Source organism: Variovorax sp. LARHSF232, assembly GCF_052871435.1.
The window spans coordinates 204,445-223,585 of sequence record NZ_JBIXJS010000003.1 but is presented as its reverse complement, the minus strand read 5'-3'; the positions used below and the strand labels follow the sequence as shown (position 1 = coordinate 223,585).

20 protein-coding genes are annotated in these 19,141 nt (G+C 68.4%); 6 read left to right on the top strand and 14 right to left on the bottom strand.

Annotated elements, in window-relative coordinates; all coding sequences use genetic code 11:
• Positions 1-6 precede the first annotated feature (6 nt).
• The 5 genes from ACIPRI_RS09890 to ACIPRI_RS09870 form a co-directional block, all read right to left on the bottom strand.
• Positions 7-1,050: a Bug family tripartite tricarboxylate transporter substrate binding protein gene (locus ACIPRI_RS09890; RefSeq protein WP_446621261.1), complete on the bottom strand. Its 1,044-nt coding sequence runs from the start codon at positions 1,048-1,050 to the stop codon at positions 7-9.
• A 142-nt stretch (positions 1,051-1,192) separates the two neighbouring features.
• The gene (locus tag ACIPRI_RS09885; protein ID WP_446621260.1) at positions 1,193-2,206 is read right to left on the bottom strand and encodes a Bug family tripartite tricarboxylate transporter substrate binding protein; all 1,014 of its coding nucleotides are present in this window, start codon (positions 2,204-2,206) and stop codon (positions 1,193-1,195) included.
• A gap of 39 nt (positions 2,207-2,245) precedes the next feature.
• Positions 2,246-3,451, bottom strand: coding sequence for a 3-oxoadipyl-CoA thiolase (pcaF, locus tag ACIPRI_RS09880; protein WP_446621259.1), 1,206 nt, complete (start codon positions 3,449-3,451; stop codon positions 2,246-2,248).
• Between the two features lie 33 nt (positions 3,452-3,484).
• Complete coding sequence (locus ACIPRI_RS09875) at positions 3,485-4,138, bottom strand: 3-oxoacid CoA-transferase subunit B (RefSeq protein ID WP_446621258.1); 654 nt, start codon at positions 4,136-4,138, stop codon at positions 3,485-3,487.
• Entirely contained in the window at positions 4,135-4,836 is a 702-nt protein-coding gene (locus ACIPRI_RS09870; RefSeq protein WP_446621257.1) for a 3-oxoacid CoA-transferase subunit A, read from the bottom strand. Before ACIPRI_RS09870 ends, ACIPRI_RS09875 begins: the two co-directional genes overlap by 4 nt.
• Positions 4,837-4,947: 111 nt before the next feature.
• On the opposite strand from ACIPRI_RS09870, the gene ACIPRI_RS09865 reads away from it, so the two are divergent.
• On the top strand, positions 4,948-5,733 hold the full coding sequence (locus ACIPRI_RS09865) for an IclR family transcriptional regulator (RefSeq protein ID WP_446621256.1): 786 nt from the start codon (positions 4,948-4,950) through the stop codon (positions 5,731-5,733).
• On the opposite strand, the gene ACIPRI_RS09860 is transcribed toward ACIPRI_RS09865, so the two are convergent.
• Positions 5,719-6,408, bottom strand: a complete 690-nt coding sequence (locus ACIPRI_RS09860; protein WP_446621255.1) for a YdeI/OmpD-associated family protein — start codon at positions 6,406-6,408, stop codon at positions 5,719-5,721. The genes ACIPRI_RS09865 and ACIPRI_RS09860 overlap by 15 nt on opposite strands.
• A gap of 60 nt (positions 6,409-6,468) precedes the next feature.
• On the opposite strand from ACIPRI_RS09860, the gene ACIPRI_RS09855 reads away from it, so the two are divergent.
• The 5 genes from ACIPRI_RS09855 to ACIPRI_RS09835 all read left to right on the top strand — a co-directional run bounded on the left by ACIPRI_RS09855 (position 6,469) and on the right by ACIPRI_RS09835 (position 11,670).
• On the top strand, positions 6,469-7,701 hold the full coding sequence (locus tag ACIPRI_RS09855) for a CynX/NimT family MFS transporter (RefSeq protein WP_446621254.1): 1,233 nt from the start codon (positions 6,469-6,471) through the stop codon (positions 7,699-7,701).
• Between the two features lie 9 nt (positions 7,702-7,710).
• Complete coding sequence (locus ACIPRI_RS09850; RefSeq protein WP_446621253.1) at positions 7,711-8,517, top strand: 2-keto-4-pentenoate hydratase; 807 nt, start codon at positions 7,711-7,713, stop codon at positions 8,515-8,517.
• A gap of 15 nt (positions 8,518-8,532) precedes the next feature.
• Positions 8,533-9,042: a hypothetical protein gene (locus tag ACIPRI_RS09845; RefSeq protein ID WP_446621252.1), complete on the top strand. Its 510-nt coding sequence runs from the start codon at positions 8,533-8,535 to the stop codon at positions 9,040-9,042.
• A 194-nt stretch (positions 9,043-9,236) separates the two neighbouring features.
• Positions 9,237-10,400, top strand: coding sequence for an ATP-binding protein (locus tag ACIPRI_RS09840; protein ID WP_446621251.1), 1,164 nt, complete (start codon positions 9,237-9,239; stop codon positions 10,398-10,400).
• Between the two features lie 25 nt (positions 10,401-10,425).
• Positions 10,426-11,670, top strand: a complete 1,245-nt coding sequence (locus ACIPRI_RS09835) for a cation:proton antiporter (protein ID WP_446621250.1) — start codon at positions 10,426-10,428, stop codon at positions 11,668-11,670.
• Here the strand turns inward: ACIPRI_RS09835 and ACIPRI_RS09830 are convergent.
• The 8 genes from ACIPRI_RS09830 to ACIPRI_RS09795 all read right to left on the bottom strand — a co-directional run bounded on the left by ACIPRI_RS09830 (position 11,651) and on the right by ACIPRI_RS09795 (position 19,139).
• Positions 11,651-12,379: a DUF899 family protein gene (locus tag ACIPRI_RS09830; protein ID WP_446621249.1), complete on the bottom strand. Its 729-nt coding sequence runs from the start codon at positions 12,377-12,379 to the stop codon at positions 11,651-11,653. The genes ACIPRI_RS09835 and ACIPRI_RS09830 overlap by 20 nt on opposite strands.
• 119 nt (positions 12,380-12,498) lie before the next feature.
• On the bottom strand, positions 12,499-13,368 hold the full coding sequence (locus ACIPRI_RS09825) for an intradiol ring-cleavage dioxygenase (protein ID WP_446621248.1): 870 nt from the start codon (positions 13,366-13,368) through the stop codon (positions 12,499-12,501).
• The gene (locus ACIPRI_RS09820) at positions 13,352-14,437 is read right to left on the bottom strand and encodes a branched-chain amino acid ABC transporter permease (RefSeq protein WP_446621247.1); all 1,086 of its coding nucleotides are present in this window, start codon (positions 14,435-14,437) and stop codon (positions 13,352-13,354) included. The genes ACIPRI_RS09825 and ACIPRI_RS09820 overlap by 17 nt, the downstream gene beginning before the upstream one ends.
• Positions 14,438-14,456: 19 nt before the next feature.
• Positions 14,457-15,317 (bottom strand): branched-chain amino acid ABC transporter permease, encoded by an 861-nt coding sequence (locus ACIPRI_RS09815; protein WP_446621246.1) that lies wholly within the window; start codon positions 15,315-15,317, stop codon positions 14,457-14,459.
• Between the two features lie 27 nt (positions 15,318-15,344).
• The gene (locus tag ACIPRI_RS09810; protein WP_446621245.1) at positions 15,345-16,052 is read right to left on the bottom strand and encodes an ABC transporter ATP-binding protein; all 708 of its coding nucleotides are present in this window, start codon (positions 16,050-16,052) and stop codon (positions 15,345-15,347) included.
• A complete protein-coding gene (locus ACIPRI_RS09805) occupies positions 16,049-16,768 on the bottom strand; it encodes an ABC transporter ATP-binding protein (RefSeq protein ID WP_446621244.1) in 720 nt (239 codons plus the stop codon). Before ACIPRI_RS09805 ends, ACIPRI_RS09810 begins: the two co-directional genes overlap by 4 nt.
• Before the next feature lie 10 nt (positions 16,769-16,778).
• The gene (locus ACIPRI_RS09800) at positions 16,779-18,041 is read right to left on the bottom strand and encodes an ABC transporter substrate-binding protein (protein WP_446621243.1); all 1,263 of its coding nucleotides are present in this window, start codon (positions 18,039-18,041) and stop codon (positions 16,779-16,781) included.
• Positions 18,042-18,071: 30 nt separating this feature from the next.
• Entirely contained in the window at positions 18,072-19,139 is a 1,068-nt protein-coding gene (locus tag ACIPRI_RS09795; RefSeq protein ID WP_446621242.1) for a maleylacetate reductase, read from the bottom strand.
• Positions 19,140-19,141: the final 2 nt, after the last annotated feature.

Here is a 19,141-nt window from a genome sequence, read left to right as displayed (position 1 = left end):
ATCCCGTCAGGTATCCGCCCGGATCCCGCGCATCATGATCACGCCGCCCAGCATGGCCGTGTCGCGGCGCATGCGCGAGGCCAGCGCGTCGGCCGTGCCGGGCTGGGCCTGCCAGCCCACTTCGAGCAGGCGCTTGCTCACTTCGGGCCGGCGGATCACGGTGACCAGCGCGGCATTGAACTTCTCCACGATGGATTCGGGCAGGCTGGCCGGGCCGGCCAACGCGGTCCAGATTTCCAGGTCGGCGCCGCGCACGGAAGCATCGCGCAAGGTGTTCATGCCGCTCACCAGCGGGCTGGGCTCGGGCGAGGTCACGCCCACGGCGCGCAGCTTGCCGGCCTGCACCTGCGGCATCACCAAGCCTGGCGGCAGCAGCGACATCTGCACCTTGCCTTCCAGCATGGCCTTGATCACCGCCGGGTTGCCGCTGAAGGGCTGATGCTGCGCGGTGATGCCGGTGCGGCTCTTGAGCAGTTCCATGCCCAGGTGTCCCACCGTGCCGTTGCCGGGCGAGCCGTAGCTGGCCGATGCGCCCTGGCTGCGCGCCCAGTGCACCAGGTCTACCGGCGTCTTGCCCTCGGCATTGCCCGACAAGGTCAGCACCAGCGGTGCGGTGCCGATCAGGCCGACGGGGTCGAAGTCCTTTTCCGGATCGAAAGGCGTCTTGCCGTTGAGCAGCTTGGCAATGGTGAGGTTGCCGTTGATCAGCGCGCCGAAGGTGTGCTCGTCGGTGGACTTGGCCACCAAGTCGGCCGCCACGTTGCCGCTGGCGCCTGGCTTGTTTTCCACCACCACCGATTGCCGCAGCAGCTGCGACAACGGCTCGGAAATGGCGCGTGCCGCCAGGTCGGGCGAGGCGCCGGCCGGAAAGCCGACCAAGAGCCGGATCGGGCGATTGGGCCATTCCTGCGCGGCGGCGGCGCGAGGAGAAGCAGAAGATGAAGTGCGGGCGCGGGCGGCGTTGTCGGCCTGCGCCCATGAACTCGGCAAGTACAGGCCCGCGGCGGTGGCGGCGAGGCCTTCGAGCCAACGCCGTTTGTTCAGATCCACAAATACTCCTGACGCAAGGAATTGAGTACATCAGGTTACATTTGTTAACTGACCTTCACAAGTCAACCAAAGGATTCATCACACGAATCCTGGAAGCAAAAAAAGCGCCTTGCGGCGCTTCTTTTCTGGAACGGGGCGCGCCTCAGTCGAGCGACACGTTCGCCTTCTGGATCACATCGCCGAAGCGCTTGCTTTCGCTCTGCACGAACTGCTTGAACTGATCGCGCGTGGTCGGGAAGGGCTCGTAGCCGAAGCTCTTGAACTTCTCCAGCACGTCGGGCTCGGCCAGGCCCTTTTCGATGTCGCGCTTGATCTTGTCGGTCACCGCGGCAGGCAGGCCCGGCGGCACCGCGACCGCGTTCCAGCCGATGACCTCGAAGCCCTGCGGGCCGCCCGATTCGCCGACCGTCGGCACATCGGGGAAGGCGGCGGCGCGCTTGGGCGCCGCCACGGCCAGGAAGCGCAGCTTGCCGGCGCGCTGCAGCGGACCGGCGGTGGCGCTGCTGCCGAGCGCGAAGGCGAGTTCGCCGGTCGCGACCGAGGTGTAGAGCTGCGTGGTTTCCTTGTAGATCACATGCTCCATCTGCGTGCCGGTGGCTGACTCGAACAGCTCCGAACCCAGATGCACCGGATTGCCCACCGACCAGGAGCCGTAGTTCAGCTTGCCGGGATTGGCCTTGGCGTCGGCGATCAGGTCGCCCACGCTCTTGTACTTGCTGGTGGTCGGCACCGTGAAGAAGAAGTAGGTGCGAAACAGCGGCAGCAGCGCGTCGAAGTCCTTGACCGGGTCGTAGGGCAGCTTCTTGAACAGCGCCGGATAGGCCGCGAGGTGCACGTTGTCGAGCACGAGCAGGTCGTGTCCGTCTTTGGCGCCGCGCTTCCAGGCGTCGATGGCAATGAAGCCGTTGCCGCCCGGACGGTTCTCGACCACCACCGGCTGGCCCCAGGCACGCGAGAGCTTGTCGGCCACGAGGCGCGCCACGCCGTCGGGTCCGCCACCCACCGGGAAGGGCGTGATGATGCGCACCGGCTTGGTGGGGAACTGCGTGGCTGCAGCCGATTGCGCGCCGGCGACGGCGGGCAGGAGGCCGGCCGCGGCCAGCGCCAGCGACGCGGCCGCGAGGCTGCGGCGGGACAGGAAGGATGCGTGCTTCAAGAGGGATGCTCCAGGGATTGAAAAAGATCGAAATGCAGCTCAGACGCGCTCGAGAATCACGGCGATGCCCTGCCCCACGCCGATGCACATGGTGCACAGCGCATAGCGGCCGCCGCTCTTGTGCAGTTGGTTGACGGCGGTGGTGGCCAGGCGCGCACCGCTGGCGCCCAGCGGATGGCCCAGCGCGATGGCGCCGCCGTTGATGTTGACGCGGGCATCGTCGTCGCCAAGGCCCAGCATGCGCAGCACCGCCAGGCCTTGGGCCGCGAAAGCCTCGTTGAGCTCGATCACGTCGATCTGCTCGAGCTTCAGGCCCGTCAGCGCCAGCACCTTCTGCGTGGCCGGCGCGGGGCCGATGCCCATCACGCGCGGCGGCACGCCGGCGGTGGCCATGCCAACCACGCGGGCGCGCGGCGTCAGGCCGTTCTTGGCGGCAGCCGCTTCGCTGGCCAGCAGGAGTGCCACGGCGCCGTCGTTCACGCCGCTGGCATTGCCGGCCGTCACCGTGCCATCGGGGCGCACCACGCCCTTGAGCTTGGCGAGCGCTTCGAGGCTGGTCTCGCGCGGATGCTCGTCCTTGTTGACAATGACCGGGTCGCCCTTCTTCTGCGGCACGCTCACCGGCACGATCTCGGCGTCGAAGAAGCCGCTCTTCTGCGCGGCCACCGCGCGCTGCTGCGAAGCCAGCGCCATGCGGTCTTGCGCCTCGCGCTCGATCTTGTAATCGGTGGCCACGTTCTCGGCCGTCTCGGGCATCGAGTCGACGCCGTACTGCGCCTTCATCAGCTTGTTGACGAAGCGCCAGCCGATGGTGGTGTCGTACACCGCGTTGTTGCGGCCGAAGGCGCTTTCGGCCTTGGGCATGACGAAGGGCGCGCGGCTCATGCTCTCGACACCGCCCGCGATCATGAGGCCGGCTTCGCCCGACTTGATGGCGCGCGCGGCCGTACCGAGCGCATCGAGGCCCGAGCCGCACAGGCGATTGATGGTGCCGCCCGGCACGTCCATCGGCAGGCCGGCCAGGAGGGCCGACATGCGTGCCACGTTGCGATTGTCTTCACCGGCCTGGTTGGCGCAGCCGTACAGCACGTCGGTCACGGCCTGCCAGTCGACCTTTGGGTTGCGCGCCATGAGCGCCTTGAGCGGCACCGCGCCCAGGTCGTCGGTGCGCACGCTGGAGAGCGATCCGCCGTAGCGGCCGAAGGGCGTGCGGATGGCGTCGCAGATGAAGGCTTCGTTGATCATGAGATGTCCCCTAGTTCAGATGTGGCGTGAGGTTCAGGCGGATGCGATCGGCAGGCCGACCAGCTTCTCGAGTTCGGCGTGCGTGAGGCCGTCGACGATGTCGATCAGCTTCAGGCCCTTGGGCGTGCATTCCAGCGTGGCGAGATCCGAGTACACGCGCTTCACGCAGGCGATGCCGGTGAGCGGATAGGTGCATTGCTCGACCAGCTTGCTTTCGCCCTTCTTGGTGAGCAGGTCCATCATGACCCAAGTCTGCTTGGCGCCGATCGCCAGGTCCATCGCGCCGCCGACGGCAGGGATGGCGTCTTTCTCGCCGGTGTGCCAGTTGGCCAGGTCGCCGGTGGCGGAGACCTGGAAGGCACCCAGCACGCAGATGTCGAGATGGCCGCCGCGCATCATCGCGAAGCTGTCGGCATGGTGGAAGTAGGCGCCGCCGGGCAGCAGGGTGACGGGCTGCTTGCCGGCGTTGATGAGGTCGTAGTCCTCTTCGCCGGCGGTGGGCGCCGGGCCCATGCCCAGGATGCCGTTCTCGCTGTGCAGGATCACTTCGCGCCCGGCCGGCAGGTGGTTGGCCACCAGGGTCGGCTGGCCGATGCCCAGGTTGACGACGGCGCCGTCGAAGATGTCTTGCGCGACGCGCTTGGCGAGTTCGTCCTTGGTGCGGCGTTGGTAGTTGCTCATGATCATGCAGCCTTCTTGAAGCCGCCCGCTTGCGTGGCGACGCGATCGATCTTGACGACGTGGTGCACGAAGATGCCCGGCGTGACGATGGACTCCGGGTCCAGCGTGCCCAGTTCGGCGATGTCGTGCACCGTGGCGATGGTCTTCTTCGACGCCATGGCCATCACCGGCCCGAAGTTGCGCGCCGCCTTGCGATAGACCAGGTTGCCCCAGCGGTCGCCGCGCTCGGCCTTGATGAGCGCCACGTCGCCATGGATGGGAAATTCGAGCACGTACTTCTTGCCGTTGATCTCGCGCACCTCGCGGTCGCCCGAGAGCTGCGTGCCAAAGCCGGTCGGGCAGAAGAAGGCGCCGATGCCGGCGCCCGCGGCGCGGATGCGTTCGGCCAGGTTGCCTTGGGGCACCAGCTCCAGCTCGAGCTTGCCGCTGCGGTAGAGCTCGTCGAACACGTGGCTGTCGGCCTGGCGCGGAAAGCTGCAGATGATCTTGCGCACCCGGCCGGCCTTGAGCAACGCGGCCAGGCCGGCGTCGCCGTTGCCGGCGTTGTTGTTGACCACCGTCAGGTCCTTCGCACCCTGGGCGATCAGGCCGTCGATCAGTTCGTTGGGAATGCCGGCCGTGCCGAAGCCGCCGATGAGAACGGTGGAGCCGTCGCGAATACCGGCCATGGCATCGGCGATCGAGCCCGCGATCTTGTCGATCATGTGGATCTGTCTCCTGGCTTTGAGGGAAAGTACCGAACGATTCGGGCTGGCCGATTTGTTCGCATGTCGAACACTTGTTCGTATAATGAATTTTAAGGACGAATGCCCGCCATGACAAGCCAAGCGACACACACCGATACACCGCGCCCTGGCGATGCCTACGTGCAGTCCTTTGCGCGCGGGCTGGAAGTGATCCGCTCCTTCAGCACCCAGGCGCCGCGCCAGACGCTGTCGGAAGTGGCGGCCGCCACCGGCCTCACCCGCGCCGGCGCGCGCCGCATCCTGCTCACCCTGCAGACCCTGGGCTATGTGGCGAGCGACGGCAAGCTCTTTGCGCTGACGCCGCGCATCCTCGACCTGGGCTTTGCTTACCTCTCGTCGATGCCGATCTGGAACCGCGCCGAGCCCATCATGGAAGCGCTGGTGCGCGAAGTGCAGGAGTCGTGCTCGGCCGCCGTGCTGGACGCCACCGACATCGTCTACGTGCTGCGCGTGCCCACCCACAAGATCATGCGCATCACCCTCGGCGTGGGCTCGCGCCTGCCGGCCTGGTGCACCTCGATGGGCCGGCTCCTCCTGGCCGACCTGCCCGACGAGGAGGTGCGCGCGCGCCTGGCTGCATCCACCCTGGAGCCCTTCACCAAGCACACGCTGACCGACGCCGATGCGATTTTTTCCAAGGTGCAGCAGGCGCGGCGCCAGGGCTGGTGCGTGGTGAACCAGGAGCTGGAAGAAGGCCTCATCTCCATCGCCGCGCCCATCGTCGACCGGGCGGGCCGCATGGTGGCCGCGCTCAACATCAGCGGCCAGGCCAACCGCACCAGCGCCAAGGTGATGCAGGACAACATGCTGCCGCCGCTGCTGGCCGCGGCTCGGCAGATCTCAGGGCTTCTTTGAATCGGAAGAAGACGCGGCGGGCTTGCCCAGCAGCGGATGGATGGTCTCGCCGCGCGCCAGCATGGCCACGTATTCCTCGATGCGCTTGGCGCGCGATTCCGGCCGCTTGAGCGACTGCACACGGTACAGGACGGCGTAGCGATTCGCGCCCTTGAGCGCCTCGAAGAACTTCTTCGCCTTGGCGTTGGCATCGAGCGCCGCCTGCAGGTCGGGCGGCACGGTGGCCATGCTCTGCGGCGCGTAGGCCGCGTCCCAGCGGCCATCCTTCTTGGCGGCGTTCACCTGCGCGAGGCCGGCGGGCTGCATTCGCTTTTGCTTGACCAGGCGCGCCACCGTCGTGCGGTTGATCTGCGACCACTGGCTGCGCGCCTTGCGCGGCGTGAAGCGCACCAGCCACCATGCCTCGTCGTAGCCGTTGATCTGGCCGTCGATCCAGCCGTGGCACAGCGCTTCTTCCACCGCCTGCGCGCGCGTCAGGCTGCTGGCTTCGTTGCCCTTCTTGGCCAGCTTGAGCCACAGGCCCTTGGCATCGGCCGGCTGGCGCGCCAGCCAGCGGCCGAATGCGGCCGCTTCGGCAAAAGAAATGATCGGCAGGCCCGACTTTTCCTCAGCAGGCTCGCGAGCGGGAGCAGCAGTGGTGGTGGCGCACATCGGCGCGAGTGTAGTCAGCGCCACGGGGGCATTCCAGTGCCGCACGGCAGGCGCCGTGCGATCGGTCTAGAGTCGGCGCCGCCCATGTCTTCTCCCCTGCCCACATCAGCCGCCACGGCGCACCTTCCCTCCTCCCCCACCCTGGCACGCCAGGTGCTGCTGGGCGCGAGCCTGATCCTCATCGCCTTCAACCTGCGCCCGGTGTTCGGCAGCATCTCGGTGGTGCTGCCCGAGGTGATGCGCGACACCGGCATGGGCCCCACCGCCGCCAGCCTGCTCACCACGCTGCCCCTGCTCTGCCTGGGTATCTTCGCGGTGCCGGCGCCGGCGCTGTCGCGCCGCTTCGGTCCCGAGCGCACCCTGTTCGGCGCGCTGCTGCTGATCTGCATCGGCACATTGCTGCGCGGCACGGGCAACCTGCCGCTGCTGTTCGCATCGACCGCGCTGGCCGGGGCCGGCATCGCGGTGGGCAACGTGCTGCTGCCGGGCCTGGTGAAGCGCGACTTCCCCACGCACGCGGCGATGATGACCGGCTTCTACACCCTGGCCGTGTGCGCGGGTGCATCGGGATCCACCGCCTTCACCGTGCCGCTGGAACGCCATGTATTCCATGGCTCCTGGGCGCTGACCTTGGCGGCCTGGGCCTTGCCCGCGGCGCTGGTGCTGCTCCTGTGGGCGCCGCAGGCCTTGGCGGCCAAGCCCCTGCCGGCCCATGCGCAGGCACGCAGCGGCAGCCTGTGGCACGACTCGCTGGCCTGGCAGGTGACCGGCTTCATGGGCCTGCAGTCAGCCCTGGCCTACATCGTGCTGGGCTGGCTCGCGCCCATGCTGCGCGAGCGCGGGCTGGACGGCGCCGAGGCCGGCTACGTGGTGGCGCTGTCCATCCTCGTGCAGCTGGCGACCTGCCTGGTGACGCCCTCCATCGCCGCGCGCTGCCGCGACCAGCGCGCCATCGCCGTCGGCCTGGCGGCGATCATTCTGGTGTCGATGCTGGCCTTCATCTTTGCGCCACTGTCGGGCCGCTGGCTCTGGGCCGTGCTGCTGGGCTGCGGCCAGGGCGGGGCCTTCGCGCTGGCCCTCAGCCTGATCGTGATGCGCTCGCCCGACTCGGCCGCAACCGCCCAGCTGTCGGCCATGGCACAGGGCGGCGGCTATGTGCTGGCCTCGGGCGGGCCGCTGCTGGCCGGCCTGCTGCGCGGCTGGACCGGCAGCTTCGAATCCTCTGCCCTGCTGCTGGTGGTGCTGGCGTCGGCCATGGCCTGGTGCGGCTGGGGCGCAGGCCGGCGCCTGCTGGTCAAGCCACGACCAGAAGCCTAGACTGGCAGCATGACGATCACGCCCGAGCTTCTGCTGCAGCACAGCGACGCCGGCACCCTGTGGCCGGCCGCCGATCGCAGCCCCGACAACTGGCCCGACCTGGAGGTCGCGTACCGCGATGCGCTGGCGGTGCGCGCCCTGCGCGAGCGGCGCGGCGACAAGCCGGCCGGCTTCAAGGTCGGCTTCACCAACCGGACCATCTGGGAGCGCTACGGCGTGTTCGCGCCGATCTGGGGCACGGTGTGGAACAGCACCCTCAGCCGCTGCGACGGCGAAGGCACGCTGGCGCTGCAACAGCTGTCGCAGCCCCGGCTCGAGCCCGAAGTGGTGTTCGGCATGCGCGCCACGCCGCCGCGCGCGCCCACGCTGGAAGCGCTGTTCGACTGCGTCGAATGGCTTGCGCCCGGCTTCGAGATCGTGCAATCGCATTGCGACAACTGGAAATTCAGCGCGCCGGAGACGGTTGCCGACGGCGGCCTGCATGGCCGCCTGCTGGTGGGCCGCGAGACACCCGTGCGCAACGTGGCCGCCACGGGCGAGGAACTCGACAAGCGGCTGGCCGCCTGCAAGGTGCGCCTGTTGCGTGGCGAGCAGGTGATGGACGAAGGGCGTGGCGCCAACGTGCTCGACGGCCCGCTGCATGCGCTCTTGTATTTCGTCGAAGAGCTGCAGCAGTACCCCGGCGCGCCGCCGCTGCAAGCCGGCGACGTGGTGACCACCGGCACCTGGACCGATGCCTGGCCGCTGCAGCCCGGCGAACGCTGGCGCGCCGACTTCGACGCGCTGCTGCCGTCCCTGGCCATCCACCTGCGCTGAGAACAGGAGACAAATGTGGGATGGCTCTACGTCTGGCTGATCTTCGGCCTGCTGACCGCCTACGAAGCCGGTGAACTTGCCATGCATGCCGGCGGCGACTGGGCGCCGGTGCGGGCCCTGGCCTATCTGGCCGGCAGCGTGACCGGCCTGGGCGTCATCGCCCTGGCCGCAGTCCGGCATGCCCGGCCGGGAAAGCTGGGCCTGCTGATGGCCATCTCGCTGCTGGCGCTCGTGCTTTGCCTGTGGGGCCTGTACGGCAGAGGTCACTCCGCGGGCTGGGTCGCCACCGCCCTTTTTGGCGTCGTCTATCTCCTGGCCTGCCTGGCGCTGGGCGGCGTGGCCATGTTCCTGGCCTGGCGACGCCAGCGGGCGAATGACGAGCGCACTGCCCTGGCCAAGGTGGAGCGGGAACGCCACGGCCGGCTCGAACGCATGCGCGCCGAAGCAGCGGCGACGCTGGACGACCCACTCGGCCCCGACAGCGATTTCGTGCTGCCGGCGCGGCCCAAGTGGGAAGAGAACTAGTCTGGACCTGGCAGGCTGCTGAAGTACCTTAGGCAGACCCTGCGCGCGTTCACTCTTGCTGTCGCTGAAGGGTTCGACGACTTGCCAAGGCGTGTCCGCGTGGGGCTGATCTTGCACGTCCAGTGAAGACCGGCCAAGTTCTGCAAATGCAAGATTAAATCTTCAATTTGCACGATTGCGTAGAATCGCATGTCATGATTCCTCGCGATGTTGCGCCGCTCGCCGCGCAACTGGCCCGCCAGTACCCCGTGATGACCCTGACCGGGCCCCGCCAGAGTGGCAAGACCACGCTGTGTCGAAGCCTGTTCCCCGACAAGCCGTACGTCACGCTGGAGGATCCCGACGCGCGGCGCTTCGCAGAAGAAGATCCACGTGGTTTCTTGAAGGGCCTCGAGGGTGGCGCGATCATCGACGAGATCCAGCGCGCGCCGCAGATCCCCTCTTACCTTCAGGCGATGGTAGACGCCGACCCGGCCCCCGGGCGTTTCGTTCTGACGGGAAGCCAGCAGTTCGAACTCATGTCCCAGGTGAGCCAGTCGCTGGCCGGCCGCACGGCTGTGCTTCGCCTGTTGCCGTTCTCGCTTCCCGAGGTGGCACGACTGCACCCCGTCGCGCCGCTGGCGCAGACCTTGCTCACGGGCTTCTATCCGCGCATCCACGATCAGGGGCTCGACCCATCGCGGGCTCTCGGGGACTATTTCGCCACCTATGTGGAGCGTGACCTGCGGCAGTTGGCGGCCGTTCATGACTTGCAGCGATTCGAACGCTTTGTCCGCCTGTGCGCCGGACGGGTCGGTCAACTCGTGAACCTCACGAGTCTCGGCAACGACGCCGGCGTGTCGCATGCCACGGCCCGGGCGTGGCTGGACCTGCTCCAGACCAGCTACATCGTGCATGTGCTGCCGCCCTGGTTCACCAACACGTCCAAGCGCCTCGTGAAGAGTCCGAAGCTGTACTTCTACGATGTCGGCCTGGCCTGCTGGCTGCTGGGCTTGCGCAGCGCCGACCAGGTCGCGCGCGACCCGCTCTTGGGCAGCCTGTTCGAAAATCTGGTGATCATGGAGGCCCTCAAGACGCGATTCAACCAAGGCGAGTCGGGGGAGATGTACTTTTTCCGGGATGCGACCGGCAACGAAGTGGACCTGCTGATACCCGCCGGAAGAAAGCTGCGCGCCGTCGAGATCAAGGCCGGCGCGACAGTGAACGCCGATTACTTTCGCGGCCTTCGCAGTTTTGCGGTGTCATTCCCTGATGCGCTGGAAGGCGGCAGCGTGGTCTATGGTGGTGACGCTGACCAGTCGAGAAGCGACTGGCCCGTGATCGGCTGGCAGCGCCTGCAACATCCACCGGCACACTGACCAATCTTCGTCGACGCCCGCGAGCATGTCCGTCACCGCCCTCCTGCTGCAACTGATCCTGATCCTCGCCACCGCGCGCGCCTGCGGCTGGCTGCTGCGGCACCTGGGCCAGCCGGCAGTGGTGGGCGAGATGGCGGCGGGCCTGATGCTCGGCCCGATGGTCATGGGCGCGCTGTTGCCGAGCTGGCATGCGCAGCTCTTCTCGCCCGCCTCGCTGGCCGGCCTGCAGTCGCTGGCCACGCTGGGGCTGGTGCTGTTCATGTTCGTGATCGGCCTGGAACTGCGCTCGCACCAGGGCATCGGCGCGCAGATCCGCTCGGCCGGTGCCGTCGGCCTGTTCAGCGTGGCGGTGCCGCTGGCGCTGGGCGTGGCGATCGCGCCGCTGCTGCACCCCGGCCTGGCGCCGGCTGGCGTGCGCTTCTGGCCCTTCGCCGGATTCATGGCGGCCGCCCTGTCGATCACCGCCTTTCCGGTGATGGCGCGCATCCTGAAAGACCGCGGCCTGTCGCGCACCCCCTATGGCCAGCTGGCGCTGGGCGCGGCCGCGGTGGTGGACGTCTTCGCCTGGATCCTGCTGGCCTTCGTGGTCGCCTGGGCCGGCGCGGGCGAGGGCCATGCGGGCCTGGCCAGGACGGCCGGCGGCGCGCTGGCGCTGCTGGCCTTGCTGTTCTTCGGCCTCAAGCCCGGCTTCGCCTGGCTGCTGCGGCGCCATGCGCCCGACGGCGAGCCATCCACCACCGTGATGGCGGCGCTGATGCTGGGCCTTCTGGGCTGCGCTCTGCTGACCGAATGGATCGGGCTGCACGCGGTGTTCGGCGCCTTCCTGTTCGGCGCTTGCCTGCCGCGCGACGACCGCCTGCTCGATTCGCTGGCGCAGCGCATCGAGCCGCTCTCGGTCGTGGTGCTGATGCCGCTGTTCTTTGCGCTGGCCGGCCTGGGCACCACGGCGGACGCCTTTGCCGCCGGCAGCCTGGGCTTGCTGCTGTTGATCATCGGCGTGGCCACCATCGGCAAGATCGCCGGCGGCGCCGCGGGTGCGCGCCTGGCCGGCTACGGCTGGCGCGACAGCCTGGCGACCGGCTCGCTGATGAACGCGCGCGGCCTGATGGAGCTGATCGTGATGAAGATCGGACTGGACGCCGGCCTGATCGGCCCCCAGCTCTTCACCATGCTGTTGCTGATGGCGCTCGTCACCACCGCCATGACGGGCCCGCTGCTCACCCTGTTCGCCGGCCGCCGCGCGGCAGCCCTCAAGGCAGCGGATAACTGAGCGCCGGATACCAGTGGCTGCCGCGGCCCTGCGGCGTCATGTCCAGGATGGTCCACAGCGGCATCGGGTCGGGCGCGCCGCGCGGGTCCTGGCCCGGGTCGGCGGTTTCCATGCCCATCTCGTCGCCCCAGAAGTGGCGGATGGTCGATCCCTCGCGCTTGAACACGTTGAAGGCCGCGTTGTCCTCGCCGCTGTCCGGGTCCTCGTTGGCATAGTCCTGGTTGTAGGTGTTGCCGTTGCAGCCCGACGAGAGCAGGCGCAGATGCCGCCAGCCGCGCTCGATGGCGCAGGAGGTCATGCGCGCAATGGGTGAGCGCGCCACCACCACGAAGGCGGTGCGCTGCAGGATGTCGGGCATCTCGCCGTCCAGCGCGCTCAGCATGGAGGTGCACATGGGGCAGGGCCGCTCGCGCTGCGGCCCGAACATCCAGTTGTAGATGACCAGCGAATCGTGCTGGCCGAACAGCTCGGACATCAGCACCGCGCCCTGGGCGCCCTGAAACGCATAGTTCTTCGGCACCTCGCCGCCCGGCGGCAATGCCCGGCGCTGCTCGGCGACCCGCTCGATGTGGCGGCGCAGCTCGATCTCCTCGGCCAGCAGCGCCAGGCGGGCATCGCGGTAGGCCGGGCTTTCGCCCGGAAAGCGGCGATGGGTGCGCCGTGCCAGTTCGATGGCGGAAGGCAATACGCGATCAGGAACTGCGGCCATGCTGTCTCTCCTTGAAGGGCTCTCGTTGAACGCGTGCATCTTCGCGCCCTTTGCGCGGCGCGTCTGCGGGAGAGCGCCTACAGCCGGCGTGGGCGGCGCCGCACGCGCCCGGGGCCGCATCAGGCCTGCGCCGGCTCCAGCACGAAGTCGAAGTCCAGCGTGTGGAACGGCTGGTCGGGCGTGCTGCCGTCCGGCGCGCGGCTGCCTGCCGGGTGCGAACGGAAGTCGCCGATGAGCGAGCTGCGCACGCCGAACACGGCATCGCTGTCGAGGTACGCGTCACCGTTGCGGAAGACGTGGGTGATCAGCGTCTGATAGCCCGGCGCCTCGATCATGAAGTGCACGTGCGCCGGCCGCCAGGGGTGGCGCTTGAGCGCTTTCAGCATCATGCCCACCGGCCCGTCGGTGGGAATGGGATAGGGCACGGGCAGCACGCTGCGAAAGCTGAGCCGGCCCTCCTCGTCGGTGCGCAAGGTGGCGCGGCCCTGGGGCTGTCCGAGGCCGGCGCGCTGGACGTCGTAAAGCCCGTCGGCATCGGCCTGCCACACATTCACCAGGGCGTGGGCCACCGGCTCGCCGCCCGGCCCGCGAACGGTGGCGCGCACGTGCAGGGGCTCGCCGGCGGCGCCGCCCGAGATGTCGGCACCTTGGGGCAATTGCGGCGCGCCCGCTACATAGAAAGGCCCGAACACGGTGGCCTCGGTGGCCTGCGCGCTCACCGGATGGTTCTGCGCCACCGTCAGGGTCGACAGGCCCAGCGCGTCCGACAGCAGGATGAACTCCTGCCGCTTGTCGTCGCATTTCTGGCCGGTGGCGGTGAGGAAGCGGATGCCGGCTTCCCACTCGGCCTCGGTCAGCTTCACTTCGCGCGCGAACGCGTGCAGGTGGCGCACCAGGGCGCTCATCACCTGCTTCAGGCGTGTGTCTTCGCAGCCGGCCAGGCCTTGCAGCACGGCTTGCGTGATCGTGTGTTCATTGATGTTTCGCATGGGGTGCCGCTTGCAGCTTCAGGTCGGGATGTTGGGCCACCGCCATGGGGCGCCTGGCGGTGGCGTCGCCTGGCAGCACCAGCCGGCGCTGCGTGGGAAAGAGCGACCAGCCCCAGCGCTGCTGCGCGTAGCCCCACAGCCCCTGGCGGAAGAACAGGGTGACGACGATGGCCAGGAGCCCCAGGCCCAGCAGGTACCAGGTGCCGTAGTCGCTGAAGAACTTGTTGAGCGCCCAGAACACCAGCGCGCCGACGATCGGGCCCTCGATGCGGCCGATGCCGCCGATCACCACCATGAAGATGGCGAAGGCCGTCCAGTTGACGCTGAAGGCCGCGTCCGGGCTGATGCGCAGATTGCCCACGAAGTAGAGCGCGCCGGCCAGACCGGCGCCGAAGGCCGCCACCACGTACACCGCCAGCTTGGTGGAACGCACCGCCACGCCCTGCGATTCGGCCGCCACCTCGTTGTCGCGGATGGCCAGCAGGGCCAGCCCCCGCTTGCCGCGCAGGAACAGGTAGACCAGCGCGATGGCCGCCACCACGCAGGCCAGCGCCATCCAGTAGGTCACGCTTTCCCGCGTGGCCTTCTCGATGCCGCGCAGCGCCGTCAGCGTGGTGCCGGAGCCGCCGCCCACCGCCGAGACGTTGGCGAAGGACAGGCGGAACACCTCGGCGATCACCCAGGTGCCGATGGCGAAGTAGCCGCCCGAGAGGCGGAAGGCCACGAAGGACACCGGCACCGCGATCAGCCCCGCCGCCAGCGCGCCCAGCACGACGGCGACGAAGGGGTTGGTGCCGGCGAAGTTGCCCAGCATCAGCATCACGTAGCCGCCGAAGCCGAAGAAGGCCTGCTGCCCGATGCTGACCATGCCGCCATAGCCGGCCAAGAGGTTCCACATCATCGCGAAGATGAAGTAGCAGCCGATCTCGACGAACTCGCGCATCCAGCTCGATTCGCCCCAGAAGGGCAGGCTGGCGGCCAAGAGCACGAGCACGGCACCGGCGGCCAGCGCGGCATGGGCCATCGCGCTGCCGCGTTCGACCTGGAAGGAAGAAGAGGTGGGGGACATCGTTGTACTTGCTGCGCGTTCAGCCGCGCGTCTTGGGAAAGAGTCCCTGCGGCCGCAGCACCAGCACGGCGAGGAACACGATGTGGCCAGCCCAGATGCCCCAGCCCGGATCGAGCCGGAAGCCGATCTGCTGCGTGATGCCCAGAATCATCGCGCCGGCCAGGGTGCCCCAGAAGGAACCCATGCCGCCGATGATCACGGCCTCGAAGGCAAACAGCAGCAACAGCGGACCATCGGATGGCGACACCGTGGTGCGCATGCCCTGCAAGGTGCCGGCGATGGCAATCAGCACGAAGGCGATGGCGGTGGCCAGCGCATAGACCTTCTGTGCATTGAGGCCCATCAGGCCGGCGATCTCCACGTCGTCGGACACCGCGCGAAAGGCCCGGCCCAGCGCGGTGGCGCCGAACAGCCATTGCAGGGCCGCGGTGGCCGCCACGGCCACGGCCAGGATCACGAGCGGCAGCGCGCCGATCGAGAAGGATTCGCCCAGCGCAATGCCCTGCGTGCTGAAGCCGCCCGTCTCGATGGCGCGCGGATCGGCCGAGAAGAGCTGCAGCAGCAGGTTCTGGATCACCACCGCCAGGCCGAAGGTCACGACCAGCGAAGGCAGCGGGTCCTTGCCCAGCGTGCCGTTGAGCACATAGCGCTGCAGCGCATAGCCGCCGGCAAAGGCCATCGGCAGCACCGCCAGCGCCGCCAGCCAGGCCGAGCCGCCGGTGAGGCCCAGCGCGGCGATCACCGCGAAGGCCGCCAGCACGATGAAGTCGCCCTGCGCCGTGTTGGTGAGCCGCATGACACCGAACATCAGCGACTGGCCCAGTGCGAAGAGGGTGTAGAGGCCGCCCAGCAGGATGCCTTGCGCGAGTGTCTCGATCATCGTTGCTGCCCTTTTCTCTTGCTCTTCTCATTCGATGCCGAAGTAGGCACGCGAGATCTCATCGCGCGACAAGGCTTCGCATGCCCCTTGCAGCGACACGCGCCCTTCCTGCAGGCAATACAGGCGCCGCGACACGCGCTGCGCCAGCGACACGTCCTGCTCGACGATCACCAGCGCCATGCCCTCGCCGGTGATCTGCGGCATGGCCTGGTAGATCTCGCGGATCACGATGGGCGCCAGGCCCAGCGACAGCTCGTCGCACAGCAGTGCCTCCGGGTTGCTCATCAGCGCGCGGCCCAGCGCCACCATCTGCTGCTGCCCGCCCGACAGTGACGTGCCCGGCTGGTGCCGCTTGTCCTGCAGGATGGGGAACATCTGGTAGATGCGGCGCAGGTTCCACGGGCCTGCGCGGCGCGACAGGCTGCCCATCAGCAGGTTCTCTTCCACGCTGAGGCTGGGAAAGAGGCGCCGGCCCTCGGGCACCAGCGCCAGGCCGCGGCGCACGATCTCGCCGGGCGGCAGGCCGCCGATGGCTTCGCCCTTCCAGTGCACCGCCTCGCGCGGCGCGCGCACCAGGCCCGTGAGGCTCTTGAGCAGGGTCGATTTGCCGGCCCCGTTGGCGCCGATCACCGCCACCAGCTCGCCCGGCGCCAATTCGAAGTCGATGCCGAACAGGGCCTGCGCATCGCCATAGAAGGCTTCGAGGCCTTGGACCTGCAGCAGAGCCGCCGTCATGCCTCGACCCCCATGTACACCCGCCGCACCTCGGTGTCCTGCATCACCACCTGCGGCGCGCCCTCCGCCAGCCGCTGCCCGAAGTTGATGACGAACAACCGGTCGGCCAGCGCCAGCAGCGCATGCACCACATGCTCGATCCAGATCATGGTGACACCGCGCGCCTTGATGTCCTTGAGCTCCTCCACCAGCTGCTTCGCCTCGTGCTCGGTGAGGCCGCCGGCAATCTCGTCCAGCAGCAACAGGCGAGGCCGCGTGGCCAGCGCGCGCGCCAGTTCCAGGCGCTTGCGGTCCAGCAGGCGCAGGCTGCCGGCGGCTTTGTTGGCCTGCGGCAAGAGACCCGTCTGCACCAGCACCTCGTAGGCGGTCTCCCAGCCTTCGTGCTCGCGCTGCTTCGCACCGAAGCAGGCGGCGGTGACCAGGTTCTCGAACACGCTCATGGCGCCGAAAGGCTGCGGCACCTGGTAGCTGCGGCCGATGCCGGCGCGACAACGCTGGTGCGGCGAGAGGCCCGACACCTCTTTGCCGTCGTACTCGATGCGGCCGGCGTCCAGCCGCACGTCGCCCGAGATCAGGTTGAACAGCGAGGTTTTGCCTGCCCCGTTGGGGCCGAGGATGCCCAGGGTCTCGCCCTCGGCCACCGACAGGTCGATGCTGTCCGTGACCTTGAGCGCCCCGTAGGACTTGCAGACGCCATGCAGGGCGAGCAGGGCCATGACTTTCTTCTCAAGCAGCGCCGATGAGGCGCATCGTGCCGCCGGTGGGAATGCTCGGCGCCGCCTGGTTGTCGACGATGGTGAGCTCGTACTTGTACTTCTGGCCCTTGCCCCACTGGCCCAACACCAGCGGCGTCTTGCTGACGTTCTTGAAGGGGCCCTGTCCGCCCCACTTCACCGGCCCGACCACCGAATTGATCGACGTCGCCGCCACCGCGTCGCGCATGTCGGCTGCCTTGAGCGACCTGGCACGCGACAGTGCATCGGCCGCCACCTCGAACAGCGCATGGGCAAAGCCGATCGGCTGCGTCCACTGCTTCTTGGCGCCGCTTTCGTAGGCCTCGGCCAGCGCCTTGGCACTCTGCTTCGTGAGGCTGGATGCAAAGGGATGCGAGGGGCTCCACCACACCTCGGTGGTGAGGCCCTCGCCCAGCTCACCCAGCGCCTCGATCGCGCCGGGGAACAAGAGCGCCTTGCCCAGCGTGATGACCTTGGGCTTGAAGCCCTGCTGCCGCGCCTGCGTCAGGAAGGTCTTGGCATCCGGCGGGATCACCACCCCGGTGACGATCTCCACCCCGTCGCGCTTGAAGGCGGCGATCTGCGCGCTGAAATCCTGCGTGCCGTTCTGGAAGCGCCCCGGGTCGGTGAGCGTGAAACCCATGGCCGACAGCGGCTTCGGGAACCCCAGCTCCTTGTCGCCCCAGGCATTGCCGTCGCCGTCGTTGGGAAAAAGCCCGCCCACCTTCTTGTTGGTCTGCACCTGCTTCCAGCCGTTGCTGAAGTTGGCGATGACGTCCTCCAGGCCCCAGAACATGTGGTACGTCCAGTTGAAGCCCTTGGCCGGATCGCCCTTGCGGCCGAAGAACCAGGGTTGCCAGGGCACCACGCTGGACACGCAGGGCACCTCATTGAGCTCGCAGGCATCGCTCACCGGGTTGGCGGTCTCGGGCGTGCCTGCCGTCAGCACCAGCGCCACCTTGTCCTTGAGGATCAGGTCGTTGGCCACCTCGCCGGCGCGATTCGGGTTGGACTGGCTGTCTTTCAGCACGATCTGCACCTCGTACTTGCGCCCACCCACCGTGAGCCCGTTCTTGAAGGCCGTCTTCATCTGCTCGATGACCCACTTGTCGGCCTCGCCGAAGGGCGCCAGCGGGCCGGTCTGCGGCGAGACGTAGCCGATCTTGAGCACGTCGGCGGCAAAGGCGCGCGGCGCCAGGGCGGTGGCGGCCAGCGCTGCGGCGGCCTGGGTGAACTGTCTGCGATCGATACTCATTGTTGTCTCCTCGGGGTGGTGATCTGCCGCTCAGCCGGGCCGTACGCCATCGAAGGCGTTCTGCAGCAGCGTGCGGATGGCATCGCGCTGCAGCGGCCTCGGGTTGGGGTATTGGTTGTGCAGGGCGATGTCGAGTGCGCGCTCGACATCGCCGGCCGCCATGCCGATGTCGCGCAGGGCGACCGGCGCATCGTTGTCGCGTGCCAGGTCATAGGCCGCCTGCGCCGCACTGGCCGAAGCATCTGCGCCCAGCGCCCTGGCGATACGCGCCATGGCCTGCGGCGCCGCGGCCGCGTTGTAGGCCAGCGCATGCGGCAGCACGATGGTGTGGGTCTGTGCGTGCGGCAGGTTGAAGCTGCCGCCGAGCGTGTGGCACAGCTTGTGGTGCAGGGCCATGCCGACATTGCCGAGCACCGTGCCGCACAGCCAGGCGCCGTAGAGCGCATCGCCGCGCGCGTCCATGCCGTCCGGGTCAAGCCGGATGGCAGGCAGCGCGCGGCCCAGCGCGGCGATGCCCTCCTCTGCCATCAGGTCCATGATCGGATTTCCGTCGCTCGCGTAGAGCCCTTCGGCCGCATGCGCGATGGCGTTGATGCCGCTGGTGATGCTGAGCTCCACCGGCAGGCTGCGCGACAGCTGCGGGTCGTAGATGACGGTGCGTGGCAGCACCCGCGCGTCCTTGCCGGTCTTCTTCAAACCCGCTTCGGTGATGCCGTAGATCGGCGTCATCTCGCTGCCCGCATAGGTGGTGGGAATGGCCAGGATGGGCAGGCCCGAATCGAGCGCGATCGCCTTGCCCAGGCCCGTGGTGGAGCCACCGCCGATGGCGATGGCGCAGTCGGCATCCAGCCGCCGCGCCACCTCGCGGGCCTCGCGCGCCGATTCGATCGGCACATGCATCACCGCGCGGTCGAAGATGCCGGCCGCCTGCGCGCCCAGCAAGTCCGCCACCCGCTCGGCCTGGCCGCGCTGCTCGGGCGTGCTGAGCACCAGCGCGCGGCGTGCGCCCAGGCGCTCGATCTCGGCGCCCAGCTGCGCCAGGCTGCCGGCGCCAAAGACCACGCGCTGGGGCTGGCTGGTGTAGACGAAATCGCGCATGC

Bases quoted from the DNA above. Each gene is read 5' to 3' on its own strand.
- pcaF (WP_446621259.1), bottom strand. From the start codon at position 3,451: ATGATCAACGAAGCCTTCATCTGCGACGCCATCCGCACGCCCTTCGGC.
- ACIPRI_RS09875 (WP_446621258.1), bottom strand. From the start codon at position 4,138: ATGATCATGAGCAACTACCAACGCCGCACCAAGGACGAACTCGCCAAG.
- ACIPRI_RS09870 (WP_446621257.1), bottom strand. From the start codon at position 4,836: ATGATCGACAAGATCGCGGGCTCGATCGCCGATGCCATGGCCGGTATT.
- ACIPRI_RS09865 (WP_446621256.1), top strand. From the start codon at position 4,948: ATGACAAGCCAAGCGACACACACCGATACACCGCGCCCTGGCGATGCC.
- ACIPRI_RS09855 (WP_446621254.1), top strand. From the start codon at position 6,469: ATGTCTTCTCCCCTGCCCACATCAGCCGCCACGGCGCACCTTCCCTCC.
- ACIPRI_RS09850 (WP_446621253.1), top strand. From the start codon at position 7,711: ATGACGATCACGCCCGAGCTTCTGCTGCAGCACAGCGACGCCGGCACC.
- ACIPRI_RS09840 (WP_446621251.1), top strand. From the start codon at position 9,237: ATGATTCCTCGCGATGTTGCGCCGCTCGCCGCGCAACTGGCCCGCCAG.
- ACIPRI_RS09835 (WP_446621250.1), top strand. From the start codon at position 10,426: ATGTCCGTCACCGCCCTCCTGCTGCAACTGATCCTGATCCTCGCCACC.
- ACIPRI_RS09830 (WP_446621249.1), bottom strand. From the start codon at position 12,379: ATGGCCGCAGTTCCTGATCGCGTATTGCCTTCCGCCATCGAACTGGCA.
- ACIPRI_RS09825 (WP_446621248.1), bottom strand. From the start codon at position 13,368: ATGCGAAACATCAATGAACACACGATCACGCAAGCCGTGCTGCAAGGC.
- ACIPRI_RS09820 (WP_446621247.1), bottom strand. From the start codon at position 14,437: ATGTCCCCCACCTCTTCTTCCTTCCAGGTCGAACGCGGCAGCGCGATG.
- ACIPRI_RS09815 (WP_446621246.1), bottom strand. From the start codon at position 15,317: ATGATCGAGACACTCGCGCAAGGCATCCTGCTGGGCGGCCTCTACACC.
- ACIPRI_RS09810 (WP_446621245.1), bottom strand. From the start codon at position 16,052: ATGACGGCGGCTCTGCTGCAGGTCCAAGGCCTCGAAGCCTTCTATGGC.
- ACIPRI_RS09805 (WP_446621244.1), bottom strand. From the start codon at position 16,768: ATGGCCCTGCTCGCCCTGCATGGCGTCTGCAAGTCCTACGGGGCGCTC.
- ACIPRI_RS09800 (WP_446621243.1), bottom strand. From the start codon at position 18,041: ATGAGTATCGATCGCAGACAGTTCACCCAGGCCGCCGCAGCGCTGGCC.
- ACIPRI_RS09795 (WP_446621242.1), bottom strand. From the start codon at position 19,139: ATGCGCGATTTCGTCTACACCAGCCAGCCCCAGCGCGTGGTCTTTGGC.